This is a genomic window from Alitibacter langaaensis DSM 22999, assembly GCF_003096995.1.
Lineage (GTDB): Bacteria > Pseudomonadota > Gammaproteobacteria > Enterobacterales > Pasteurellaceae > Exercitatus > Exercitatus langaaensis.
In genome coordinates, this window is the sequence record NZ_QENU01000007.1 from 79500 (window position 1) to 92680 (window position 13181).

Annotated in this window: 10 protein-coding genes, 3 pseudogenes and 1 riboswitch; of the genes and pseudogenes, 3 read left to right on the plus strand and 10 right to left on the minus strand. The window is 42.1% G+C overall.

The window, feature by feature from the left end; all coding sequences use genetic code 11:
• Window positions 1-9: 9 nt before the first annotated feature.
• On the plus strand, window positions 10-324 hold the full coding sequence (locus tag C8D76_RS06255; RefSeq protein WP_116631934.1) for a DUF2322 family protein: 315 nt from the start codon (window positions 10-12) through the stop codon (window positions 322-324).
• A gap of 179 nt (window positions 325-503) precedes the next feature.
• Window positions 504-1346, plus strand: a complete 843-nt coding sequence (gene rpoH / locus C8D76_RS06260) for an RNA polymerase sigma factor RpoH (RefSeq protein WP_116631935.1) — start codon at window positions 504-506, stop codon at window positions 1344-1346.
• A gap of 45 nt (window positions 1347-1391) precedes the next feature.
• Here the strand turns inward: rpoH and C8D76_RS10145 are convergent.
• The 10 genes and pseudogenes from C8D76_RS10145 to aspA form a co-directional block, all read right to left on the minus strand.
• A pseudogene (locus C8D76_RS10145) lies at window positions 1392-1547 on the minus strand (IS3 family transposase); the annotation flags it as partial.
• 32 nt (window positions 1548-1579) lie between these two features.
• Window positions 1580-2388, minus strand: a pseudogene (locus C8D76_RS06265) (helix-turn-helix domain-containing protein); the annotation flags it as partial.
• An 87-nt stretch (window positions 2389-2475) separates the two neighbouring features.
• Window positions 2476-3849, minus strand: a complete 1374-nt coding sequence (locus C8D76_RS06270; RefSeq protein WP_116631936.1) for an alanine/glycine:cation symporter family protein — start codon at window positions 3847-3849, stop codon at window positions 2476-2478.
• Between the two features lie 69 nt (window positions 3850-3918).
• A riboswitch (glycine riboswitch) is annotated at window positions 3919-4020 on the minus strand.
• Window positions 4021-4318: 298 nt separating this feature from the next.
• Window positions 4319-5359 carry a DNA polymerase III subunit delta gene (gene holA / locus C8D76_RS06275; RefSeq protein WP_116631937.1) on the minus strand — a complete coding sequence of 347 codons (1041 nt, stop codon included), beginning with the start codon at window positions 5357-5359 and terminating at the stop codon, window positions 4319-4321.
• A gap of 11 nt (window positions 5360-5370) precedes the next feature.
• Entirely contained in the window at window positions 5371-5877 is a 507-nt protein-coding gene (locus tag C8D76_RS06280) for an LPS-assembly lipoprotein LptE (protein WP_116631938.1), read from the minus strand.
• 10 nt (window positions 5878-5887) lie between these two features.
• Window positions 5888-6592 carry a DUF8095 domain-containing protein gene (locus C8D76_RS06285; RefSeq protein ID WP_133241336.1) on the minus strand — a complete coding sequence of 235 codons (705 nt, stop codon included), beginning with the start codon at window positions 6590-6592 and terminating at the stop codon, window positions 5888-5890.
• Between the two features lie 83 nt (window positions 6593-6675).
• On the minus strand, window positions 6676-9258 hold the full coding sequence (leuS, locus tag C8D76_RS06290) for a leucine--tRNA ligase (protein ID WP_116631940.1): 2583 nt from the start codon (window positions 9256-9258) through the stop codon (window positions 6676-6678).
• 155 nt (window positions 9259-9413) lie between these two features.
• Window positions 9414-10739, minus strand: coding sequence for an HslU--HslV peptidase ATPase subunit (gene hslU, locus C8D76_RS06295; protein WP_207775007.1), 1326 nt, complete (start codon window positions 10737-10739; stop codon window positions 9414-9416).
• Between the two features lie 76 nt (window positions 10740-10815).
• A complete protein-coding gene (hslV, locus tag C8D76_RS06300) occupies window positions 10816-11337 on the minus strand; it encodes an ATP-dependent protease subunit HslV (RefSeq protein WP_116631942.1) in 522 nt (173 codons plus the stop codon).
• 139 nt (window positions 11338-11476) lie between these two features.
• A complete protein-coding gene (gene aspA, locus C8D76_RS06305) occupies window positions 11477-12904 on the minus strand; it encodes an aspartate ammonia-lyase (RefSeq protein WP_116631943.1) in 1428 nt (475 codons plus the stop codon).
• 176 nt (window positions 12905-13080) lie between these two features.
• Between aspA and C8D76_RS06310 the strand changes: the two are divergent.
• A pseudogene (locus C8D76_RS06310) lies at window positions 13081-13181 on the plus strand (IS1595 family transposase); the annotation flags it as partial.

Sequence of the window (13181 nt, forward strand, 5' to 3'; positions counted from 1 at the left end):
GGATAATTTATGGACTTCAAAACAATTTTAGATACATTACCCACGATTGATCATTTAAGCGGTTTAAATGTGTTGAATGGCGAACAAGTGATTCATCATATTCCCGCGGTGGCAGGAAAATTGGGTTCATTGCGTGTTTACTTTGCTTTGGCGCAACAATTTAACGGCAAACTTGACCGCACTTCTGCTGAAAAGGGATTAGAAATCTTTGCAGAGCATACCGCTGATGCCAAAGCCAATCCAGGCAAACACCCGAATATTGACTTATTATTCCAAGTTATTAATCAAAATCTTGTTTATGTGTTACAGCCAATCAAGGCGTAGCAAGGAATATAGATAGGATATTTGGGGTAAAAGAAAAATACCGATAAAAATACTCAGATATATTGAACTTTGGTGAGCAAAGTGCGGTCAAATTTAACATAATTTTGAAAGTCATTGGTACTTTCAGATTTTTATGTTATAACGAACGAAATCGTTAGTCTTAACTAAGAAGGAAGATAATGAATAAAGAAGCTCAAATGATGTTAATTCCACAAGGTAATCTTGAAGGTTACATCCGTGCGGCAAATGAATATCCAATGCTCACGGCGGACGAAGAAAAGGATTTAGCAGAGCGTTTATATTACAACGAGGATTTAGAAGCCGCGAAAGCTTTGATTCTATCGCACTTGCGCTTTGTTATCCACGTTGCCCGCAGCTACTCAGGTTATGGCTTGCCACAAGCAGATTTAATTCAAGAAGGCAACATTGGCTTAATGAAAGCCGTAAAACGTTTCAATCCAGAAGTGGGTGTGCGTTTGGTTTCATTTGCGGTGCATTGGATTAAAGCGGAAATTCATGAATACGTATTACGCAACTGGCGTATCGTTAAAGTGGCGACCACAAAAGCACAACGTAAATTATTCTTTAATTTGCGCAAAACAAAACAGCGTTTAGGTTGGTTTAATGATAACGAAGTGGATTTAGTTGCGAACGAATTAGGCGTATCTAAAGAAGATGTTATTGAAATGGAAAGCCGCATGACTGGGGCGGATGTAGGTTTTGATTTATCAAACGATGATGATGAAGACAGCTTTGTGCCTTCTATGTATTTGGAAGATAATAGCTCAAACTTCGCCGCAGAGCTTGAAAGCGAAAACTTCGAAAACCAAGCGGTGGATCAGCTTAGCAGCGCAATGGAAACATTAGATGCCCGCAGCCAAGACATCATCAAAACCCGCTGGTTAGATGAAAACAAAGCAACACTACATGATTTAGCGGCAAAATATAACATTTCTGCTGAACGTGTCCGCCAATTAGAAACTAACGCACTGAAAAAATTAAAAAGTGCGGTCAATTTTTAAAAAGTTTAGTGAAAATGATCTGACCCCAAAAAGTTAGACTCTATTTTAATTCAAGGGCTGAGTTCTATATTCCATAGGACTTAGCCCTTTTAGCTTCACTTGAATACGCTCATTGTTGTACTAATGAATGTATTCGTGAATCACTTTTTCAAGTTGTTCAAACGTCTCAAACCGCTTGCCAAAGTAACATTCTGTCTTTAATCGCCGATAACTAAAGTTTGCCTTCCGCACAGTTGCAGCAGATTAGCGGTAATTTTCCCCACTTCACCTTGGTAAGAACGGTATTTTTTCTGCTTACCTTTTCCTTGTAACCCCAAACGTTGCATTATCGCCTACCCCCTTTGTGGTTGATAATTCAGTCTTTTCTTAATTCCAAAGTAATTCGACGATAACCATAGCTTTCGTCATTTTTGTGATAAATCACCACTATTTGCTGTAAAATCTCGGTATTTTTATCAATCTTTGGTTTGAGATGATAAAAGAAGGAACTGCGTACCAATCCGATTAGCCTGAGTAATAATTCCAACGAGAAACGCAAGGCATTTACGATGAGGTTTTTTTTCTGCACTTTTTGTTGGTTGAGTTCCTGCCACTTTTTTAGAATAGCATTCTCCGCCTCTCATTCCAAAATTCGGTAACGCAAGCGTTCCTCTTCCGTTTTGGGCTTCGGTGGCATTTGGGGCGATTTTAGTTTCATACTTGAACGACCTTTAGGTTTGGGTAACAACCTCTCTATACCTTGTTTTTCGGAGGTTTGCAACCATTGGCTAATGGGGATATCAAAGTGAAAATACGCGGCTTCAGCGGAATGTTGCCCTTTGGGGATTGTTTGAATAACTTTTAATTTAAACTGAACAGAATAACATCATTTTTTACCTGGTACCGCTAATCCATTGATTCCATTATGATTAAATTTAGCAATCCAGTGCTCTAACGTGTTTTTGGTAAGCTGAAAATACAGGCGAGTAAGCGAACGATTTTTTCCATTTTGAAGATAAAAATCGAGTACTTGTTGTTTGAAACTTTGAGTATATTTAGTCATAAAAAATCTGCACCTTAATCGGTTGGTTAGTCCAACTTTTGGGGTGCAGATCAGAAAACGCCCCCTTTTTCTATGACGAATATCACGCTATGCGTGACTTTCGTCTGTATCGAGTTTTCCATTATGCAGACGATGGAAATAGTCCTTTGTCTCTTGCACAATGACTTTGCGTAAGCCGATAAGGGCGATTAAATTCGGAAATGCCATTAAACCGTTAACAATATCCGCCAAGACCCAAATGGTATCAAGTTTGATAAATGCCCCTGTGGCAACTAATAAAATAAAGCAGAAACGATATAATTTAATGCCACGAATATCGAACAAGTAAACAAAACAACGTTCGCCATAATAGCACCAGCCTAAAATTGTCGTGAATGCGAAGAATAATAATCCGAGCGTTACAATGGTGGCGCCAATATTTGTACCTAAGCCTGTGGAGAATGCAGCATTGGTGGCTGCAGCACCTTCTGCGGGACCCTGCCATGCGCCCGTAATCACCAACACCAAGCCTGTCATCGAACATACAATAATGGTATCCAAAAATGTGCCTGTCATTGAAATAAGCCCTTGGCGCACTGGCTCTTTGGTTTGTGCCGCGGCGGCGGCAATTGGCGCAGAACCTAGGCCCGATTCGTTGGAGAAAATCCCGCGAGCCACGCCCATTTGGATGGCTTTCATAACGGTTAAGCCCAAAGCACCGCCAAGTGCGGCTTCGGGGTTAAAGGCACTATGAATAATTAACCCTAATGCGGCCGGCACTTTGTCTGCGTTTAGGATTAAGATGATGACTGACGTCAACACATAGAGCACCGCCATAAACGGCACCACAAGAGATGACACGGAGGCGATCCGTTTGACACCGCCTAATATAATCATCGCGACTAAAACCGTCATAACTGTGACGGTGATCTCAATAGGCACATTGAAACTATCGTGCATTGCATGGGTGATGGCATTAATTTGTGGGAAGGTTCCGATACCAAAAAAGGCGACAAGCACACCAAATACAGCAAAGAGTTTGGCTAACCATTTGATGCCTAAGCCGCGCTCAATGTAATACATTGGGCCGCCAGCGATAAAGCCATTTTTATCTCGTACGCGGTATTTAACAGCAAGCAAGCCCTCGGCATATTTTGTTGCCATACCAAGCAATGCCACCAACCACATCCAGAACATTGCGCCGGGGCCACCCGCTTTAATTGCGGTCGCCACGCCCACAATATTCCCTGTACCAATGGTGGCGGAAAGTGCGGTACAAAGTGCGGCAAAAGCTGAAACATCGCCGACTTGCCCATTACCTGTTTCGCGTTTGAACATATAGACAAAGGCGCGAGGCAATTGGCGGAATTGAATAAAACCAAGGCGCAAGGTTAAATACAATCCTGTGCCTGAAAGTAAAATCAGAAGTGGTGGACCCCAAATAAAAGAGTCGATTGTAGATAAAATTGATTCCATTGTAATTTCCTAAACATTGAAAATACAAAGGCAATAGAGATAAGTAAGAAAGGTGCGTAAAAACGCCTAATGAAATCTCCTGCCCCTGTCCTTTTGCCTGAGCGTTTGAAGTGTTGCCACTCTTTCGCCTTCGGCGTCCTTTGCACATTTGTGCCGGATCTCTCCAAGGGTTCGTCCACTAGCAGTCCCCACGCTTACGCGCACCTGAAAGATTTACTTCGTCGGTGTAATGTTGATTCATTACTCTCCAACTAGCTTCAACCGAACATTTTTATTAGCAAGGCTAACAAAAAGTGCGGTCGATTTTATCAAAATTTTTGAAAAATTCAACCGCACTTTTGTGTTCAGCTTGCATTTTAAGTATAGCGTTTTCCCATGTTGGGGAATTTAGAATTATGGATATGCAAAGATTATTGTGCTGATTTGTCGGTGCTGATTAAAACAAGCCTTAAGTTTTTTATTCGCCAATGCCGTTTTATTTAGCAACCGCCAAATTGACTGAAATGTCAGCCAATTTTTCCCAGATGTCGGCACCAAAATCTAACTTGGCAATGCGTTCCAATTCTGCGAGTTGCTGAAATAATTCATAGAGTTTTCGATAGCTTAAGCGTTGGAAAGCAGCGGTGTATAGATTACGGCGATTTTGCCACACTTTTAAGCGGTCGAAACCTTCTCGAAGTTGTGCCACAGGCAAGGGTTGATCGAGATGAATCCGTTGTTGCGGTTTCGCTAATTCTAACAAAACCATCAGTTCACGTTGTAGTGTGCGCAGCAGAATAACAGGTTGTGTGTCTTCGTTTTTTAAGCCATCCAGAATACGGCGTGCGCGCCCTTCTTTGCCCTCTAGCATCGCGTCAATCCACTGAAACGGTGTGAAAACCGAGGATTGCTCCACCACGGATTGCACGCGGGCAAAACTGAGTTTGTTATCGGGATAAAGCAACGCCAATAGCTCTAAACTTTGCTTCAATGCCAACAAGTTATTTTCATAGCTATAACACAATAATTGAATCGCGTCTGGCTCAATGGTCATATTCATCACCTTGACGCGATTGGATATCCAACGTGGCAGTTGCTCTATATTTGGCGTTTGGCAATTAATGAGCACCAAGTGCGGTTCAATTTGCTGCGATTTTTTCACCCATTCGTGCTTTTCAGTGGCTTTAGCGAATTTAGACAGCTGTAAAATTAACAGCACATCTTCATTTAATACCTCAATTAAATTGGCTAAATGCGCTTGTAAAGCATTCGTTAAGTTATCGGGCAAGGTTAGGCTAATCACTTGTTTATTGAAAAAAAGCCCCATAGATTGACAACGTTCGAGCAGCTCATCCCAATCGGTTGAGTTATCTACTTGCAGGCTAAATTTTTCATCGAAGCCCTGTGAGCTGGCGGTTTTGATGATGAGATCATGGCTTTCGCTAAGCAATAGGGGATCTTGCCCCACCAAATAATAAATACTCGCCAAGCGTTGGCTTAGCGAGTGTTGGAGCTGCTCAGGAAATAGGCGGTTCATACTGATGAAAGCTATTTTGCTGTTTTGACTTGATGTTGTAGCGCCACCATTTTACTGATAATTTGTCGGGCAGCTTGTTCACGCATATCATTCCAAATCACCTCTTTTTCTGCGGATTTTGCTAAGGCAGCACGAGAGTTATCGAAGAATGTGCGATTTACTTTCACACTGATTGGATAAGTATTTTGTTTTGGTAAATGCACGCTTGCATCCACTTGCATCATGAGCATTTTTTCTGCTTCGCGCCCTTGTTTAAAGACGGAAACCACTTCATCGCTGGTGCGAATTCTGTCAATGCGCAGCACAGGAATGCTCTCATTGGCATCGACTAATTTGATATTGTTGATTTGCAGCTGTTTACGCATCGCCATCGACATATCGCTATAGGGATCATTGCTTTCAAAGGTAAGCGTTTTCAATTCTTGCGGAATAAGCTGACCATGTTGAAAATGGAAACCACAAGCGCTCAATGCCGCAATGCTAGTGAGTAGGGCGATTTTTTTTAGTGTTTTAAACATAGGCTAGACCTTAGTGACAAATAATATTAAATAGGATACTGGCTTTTTCTTTGATGTTCGCAATCGCTAAACCTTTGCCATTTTGCTGTTCTTGTTGGTGAATTTGTTGTTGTAAGTTTTTATCATTGCCAGTAAAACTTGGCGTGTATCCGATCTCTCTCGGCGCATTATTACGCTGCAAATTCACATTAATCAGCGCGGTGTAAAAATCGGTAAAGCTATTTTCGGGATAATAATTCGTTGTCATCAGCAAGTTTACGCCAGTTTTACGGTTAAAATCCTGACAAATGCCTTTTGGCGCACTGAATTTTGCATGGGTTAAACGAAATCGCCCGAATTCATAAAACTCAAAACTTTTCGCTTTGGCAAGGGTTTGGATATTTTCTTTGTCATAAATATCCAAACCTTTTGCGTTATGAATAAATAACACGCCCATAAAGTCGTTTTCAGCGGTACGTAATGCTTGCAGATTGCCGAGTGGTTGACGCACCTTGGTATCACCGAAATTCTCCGCTTTAGACACTTCCACGCTGCGGCTTTTTTGCTGCTTACCATCGACCGTCGCCCAAGTTTCCCATTCTAAGAAACTGATATGCTGAATACTGCCATCAATATCTTTATATGGACGCCATTCCACCACATCTGAATGGGTGGCACAACCTGAAAGTGCGGTCAAAATTAACGAAATTTTTATGAGTTTGCGTAATTTCATCATAGGCGTAGCGTTATTTTGTTGAAAGCGTGGGCGAAAGCCCACACTACGGTTGTTTCGCGACTATAATTATCTCGCTACTGCAATTATTTCGCGACAAAGCTAAATAATTTACCTGGTACATAAATGGTTTTCACGATAGTTAATCCGTCTAAGAATTTTTGCACATTCGGATCCGCTAATGCCACTTGTTTGATTTGTTCTTCGCTGAAGTCTGCTGGCACAGTGACTTTGCCGCGCACTTTACCATTCACTTGAACGACAACCAGTTTTTCGTCTTCAACCATCGCTGCTTCATCTGCTTGTACCCACGGTGCAAAATCAATGATGTCGGTGTTGCCGAGTTCTTTCCATAATTGGAAACAAATGTGCGGTGTGATTGGATAAAGCATACGCACCACAGCGCTGAGCGCTTCGCCCATCACGGCGCGGTCTTGTTCATCTGCAAGCGGTGCGCGCGTGAGTTTATTCATTAACTCCATAATTGCAGCAATGGCGGTGTTGAACGTTTGGCGACGACCAATATCATCAGACACTTTCGCAATGGTTTTATGCACATCACGGCGCAAGGCTTTTTGCGAAGCTGAAAGTGCGGTCGGATTTAATGCAGTTTTTGCTGGGTTTTGGTTGTATTCAAACACCAAATTCCAAAGACGACCCAAGAAACGTTTCGCGCCCTCCACACCTGATTCTTGCCATTCCAGTGTCATTTCCGCTGGGGAGGCAAACATCATAAATAAGCGGACAGTATCTGCGCCATATTTTTCCACCATTTCTTGCGGGTCAATACCATTGTTTTTGGATTTTGACATTTTGGTCATCCCGCTATGCACCAATTCACGCCCTTCAGGATCAGTGGCTTTGATAATGCGCCCTTTTTCATCACGCTCTAAGGTAACTTGTGTTGGCGATACCCAAATGCGCTCGTTAGTTGGGCTGGTGTAATAGAATGCATCAGCTAGCACCATACCTTGGCAAAGGAGTTTTTTCGCCGGTTCATCGGAATTTAAAATGCCTGCATCACGCAATAATTTGTGGAAGAAACGGAAGTAGAGCAAGTGCATTGTAGCGTGCTCGATACCACCAATATACTGATCCACTGGGAGCCAATAATTGGCTTCATCACTATCTAACATGCCTTGGTTAAATTGCGGGCAAGTGTAGCGCGCGTAATACCAAGATGATTCCATGAATGTGTCAAAAGTATCAGTTTCTTTTAACGCTGGCTGACCGTGATAAGTGGTTTTTGCCCATTCAGGATCTGCTTTAATCGGGCTATGCACCCCATTCATCACTACATCTTCAGGTAAAATGATCGGCAAATCTTCCATTGGCGCAGGAACGACTTCGCCGTTTTCTAATGTCAACATTGGAATTGGCGCCCCCCAATAACGTTGGCGCGAAACGCCCCAATCACGTAAGCGGAAGTTCACTTGGCGTTTACCCACGCCCATTTGTTCTAATTTGTCGGCGATACCATTGAATGCCGCCTCAAATTCTAAGCCGTTAAATTCGGCAGAATTAACCAGTTTGCCGTGTTCGGTAAAGGCAGCTTTGGTTAAATCAATCGCTTCGCCATTTGCAGGCTCAATCACTTGATTGATAGGCAAACCGTATTTTTGTGCAAATTCAAAATCACGTTGATCATGTGCTGGCACTGCCATAACTGCGCCTGTACCATAGTGCATTAACACAAAGTTCGCCACCCAAACTGGCACGGGTTTGCCTGTGATTGGGTGAATGGCGTTAATGCCCGTTGCCATGCCTTTTTTCTCCATGGTGGCAAGCTCAGCTTCGGCAACTTTGGTATTTTTACATTCTTGAATAAATGCCGCTAATTCTGGATTATTTTTCGCCGCACTTTCAGCTAATGGATGGCCTGCTGCCACCGCCATGTAGCTCACGCCATAGAAAGTATCAGGGCGTGTGGTGTAAACTGCTACTGTCTCGTCTGAATTTTCAATTTTAAAGGTGATTTCCACGCCTTCAGAACGCCCAATCCAGTTGCGCTGCATGGTTTTCACCATATCTGGCCATTCAGAAAGCTGGTCTAAATCCGCCAAAAGTTGTTCTGCATAATCGGTGATTTTAATAAACCATTGTGGAATTTCACGCTGTTCAACAGGGGTATCACAACGCCAGCAGCAGCCTTCGTGAACTTGCTCATTCGCCAACACGGTTTCATCGTTCGGACACCAGTTTACGGTTGAAGTTTTTTTATAGACCAAGCCTTTTTTGTATAGCTCAGTAAAGAACCATTGTTCCCATTTGTAATATTCTGGGCGGCAAGTGGTAACTTCGCGATCCCAGTCGTATGAAAAGCCTAACATTTTGAGCTGACCTTTCATATATTCAATATTTTCGTAAGTCCATTTTGCAGGTGCGGTGTTGTTTTTTACCGCCGCCCCTTCCGCAGGCAAACCAAATGCATCCCAACCCATTGGCTGTAATACATTTTTACCGATCATACGTTGATAGCGTGAAACAACATCGCCGATTGTGTAGTTGCGAACGTGCCCCATATGCAATTTGCCTGATGGGTATGGCAACATGGAAAGACAGTAATATTTCTCTTTGCTGGCATCTTTAATGGCTTTAAATGTTTTATTTTCTTGCCAATATTTTTGTACCTCGGCTTCGATTAAATCGGGACGATATTGTTCTTGCATGATATAACCTTAAAATGTAGATATTTTGACCGCACTTTGCGGCGAATTTGAACGTTAGAAATGCGCTATAGGATAGCTTAAAACAAGGGAAATGAACAGAATTTTAAAAAAATGACCGCACTTTAAAAGTGCGGTCAAATTTTGGAAAATTTTTATTAAAGAATAAAGCGACTTAAATCTTCATTTTCCACCACGTCATTTAACGCATCTTGCACGTATTTTTCATCAATCACGATTTTCTCGCCAGCACGTTCGCTTGCATCAAATGAAATGCCGTCCATTAAGAGTTCTAACACCGTGTGTAAACGGCGAGCACCGATATTTTCGGTTTTTTCATTAACACGGAAGGCGGATTCTGCAATTTTGCTGATCCCATCTTTGGTGAATTCAATGTCAACGCATTCTGTTTTCATTAGTTCAACATATTGCAATGTTAATGAGGCGTTAGGCTCTGTTAAAATACGCTCGAAATCTTCTTTCGTGAGGGATTTGAGCTCTACACGAATAGGCAAACGCCCTTGTAATTCGGGTAATAAATCTGACGGGCGTGCCACTTGGAACGCACCAGAACAAACGAACAAGATATGATCGGTTTTTACCATGCCATGTTTCGTATTGACGGTTGAACCTTCAATAATTGGCAATAAATCACGTTGCACGCCCTCGCGAGAGACATCGCCACCGCTGTATTCGCCTTTTTTACAGATTTTGTCGATCTCATCAATAAAGACGATACCGTGTTGTTCAACGGCTTCAATGGCTTGCTGTTTAAGCTCTTCTGGATTAACCAATTTCGCGGCTTCTTCGTCAATCATCACTTTTAACGCATCTTTGACTTTCATCTTGCGTTTTTTCGTTTTGTTTGGCGACATTCCTTCAAATAAAGATTGCAGCTGCGAAGTCATTTCTTCCATACCCGGTGGGGTCATAATTTCTACGCTCACTGGCGCACTCACATCAATCTCAATTTCTTTATCGTCTAAACTGCCTTCACGCAGTTTTTTGCGGAAAACTTGACGAGTCGAGCTATTATGCGCGTCCTCAGCATTACCCCATTGATCTTTTGCTGGTGGCAATAACACATCTAAAATGCGATCTTCTGCCGCATCTTGCGCTTTCATACGATTTTTTTCTACCGCTTGTGAACGCACTAATTTCATGGCGACATCAGCGAGATCACGAATGATCGAATCCACTTCTTTACCCACATAGCCCACTTCGGTGAATTTAGTGGCTTCCACTTTAATAAATGGTGCATTCGCCAATTTGGCTAAGCGGCGGGCGATTTCAGTTTTCCCTACACCCGTTGGCCCAATCATTAAAATATTTTTAGGGGTGACTTCATGGCGCAGCTCTTCGGGCAGCTGCATACGGCGCCAGCGATTACGCAAGGCAATTGCCACGGCACGTTTCGCTTCATTTTGTCCAATAATATGAGCATCTAGCTCAGATACAATTTCTCTTGGGGTCATTGACATAATTTTATATTCCATTGTGGGGCGGAACCTGTGTCCACCCTAAATTATAATTAGATAAGTTTAATGTTAAGCTGCTCTGTTAAAGTTCTTCGATGACATGATTGTGGTTAGTATAAATATCAATATCGCCTGCAATGGTTAAGGCTTGCTTCACAATTTCTGCTGCGCTTAATTCATTGTCGGTGCGCAATAACGCAAGGGCGGCGGATTTTGCATAGTTGCCGCCTGAACCGATAGCCAAAACATCAAATTCTGGCTCAATCACATCGCCGCTACCTGACACTAATAAAAATTCAGTCTCATTTGCCACAATCATCATCGCTTCTAAGCGGCGTAATGAACGTTCTGTGCGCCATTCTTTGGCTAATTCCACGGCGGCTTTCACTAAATGCCCTTGGTGCAATTCTAATTTTTTCTCAAACAGATCGCGTAAAATAAACGCATCGGCGGTCGAGCCTGCGAAGCCAGTCACCACTTTGTCTTTATATAAACGGCGTACTTTGCGCACGGTGCCTTTTTCTACGCTGTTGCCTAATGTTGCTTGACCATCACCACCGATAGCCACTTTGCCATTTTTACGAACACATACAATTGTAGTCATTATTATTTTGTCCTTTTTAATCGTGAATTGCGGAGAAGATTGGGATGATTCAATGCGTTTTCAAGGAAAAAATGAAAAAAATGACCGCACTTTGCGTTGTTCGTCAAAAGTGCGGTCAAAATTAAGATTATTTTATAAATTATTCTTCATCGGTAAATTTCGCTGCTTTGTAGGTTGGTTTCATCAAATTTTCTACCGAAAGAATATCATCTAATTGTGCTTCGGTGAGTAAACCTTTTTCTAACACGACATCACGCACGCTGCGTCCTGTTGTTGCACAGATTTTACCAACGACATCGCCATTGTGGTGGCCGATAAATGGATTTAGGTAAGTAACGATACCGATTGAGTTGAACACAAAGTTTTCGCAAATTTCTTTGTTCACAGTGATGCCGCTTACGCATTTATCTTGTAAATTCACGCAGGCGTTACCTAAAATGTCGATAGATTCAAACATTGCTTGACCAATAACAGGTTCCATCACGTTTAATTGTAATTGTCCTGCTTCTGCCGCAAAGGTTACAGCGGTGTCATTGCCAATCACTTTAAAGCAAACTTGGTTCACCACTTCTGGCACCACTGGGTTGACTTTTGCTGGCATAATAGAAGAGCCTGCTTGTAATTCTGGCAAGTTAATTTCATTCAAACCTGCACGAGGGCCTGAAGAAAGTAAACGCAAGTCATTACAAACTTTAGATAATTTGACCGCAGTACGTTTTAATGCACCGTGAATCATCACATAGGCACCGCAGTCTGAAGTGGCTTCGATCAAGTTTTCTGACGGCACGCACGGCAAGCCTGTCACTTCAGATAAATGTTTCACCACTAATTTTTGATAACCTTCTGGGGTGTTTAAAGCGGTACCAATAGCGGTGGCACCAAGGTTTACTTCTAGTAATAATTCTGCGGTACGTTTTAAATTGCGTACTTCTTCTTCCAATAGCACCGCAAAGGCTTTGAATTCTTGTTCAACGGTCATTGGCACCGCATCTTGTAATTGAGTACGCCCCATTTTCAAAATGTCTTTGAATTCGTCAGCTTTGGCTTCAAAACCTTTTTGTAAATAATAGACTTTTTCAATTAATTTTAAGATGCTGTTGTATACGGCAATGCGGAAACCAGTAGGGTAGGCATCATTGGTAGATTGGCTGGCATTAACGTGATCCATTGGGTTGACCACATCATATGCCCCTTTCGGTTGCCCTAAAATTTCTAATGCAAGGTTTGCCACCACTTCATTTGTGTTCATATTCACAGATGTTCCCGCGCCACCTTGATATACATCTGACGGGAATTGATCCATACAGCGACCTTTTTCTAAGATTTCATCGCAAGCTTGAACAATGGCTTTGGCAACTTTTTTCGGAATTGCACCTAATTCGCCATTGGCAAGTGCGGTCGCTTTTTTCACCATAACCATACCGCGTACAAATTCTGGCACATCGGAAATGGTGACATTAGAAATGTTAAAATTTTCCACCGCTCTTAGGGTGTGGATTCCCCAATAAACATCATTTGATACTTCACGTTCGCCTAAAAGATCGACTTCGATGCGTGTGTTACTCATAATTTGATTTCTCCAAAAGGGTTATAAATAAAATCTGGGCGAGATCATAGTCTTGTTTACAACAAAAAAAATTGATATGGATCAATCTTTTATGATGGCTTTCATGATATAAATTTATCCTTCGCATTATAAAAATTGGGGCTGACGTAGATTAGGTACTATGCTAATCTACAAAAATGAAGATAACTCATTGTAAACTAAAGAAATCTATACAGAGAAAATTACTTGAATTTTTTGTGCTAGAAGTCACGGCTCGCTCAGCTGCAGATTTACTTGG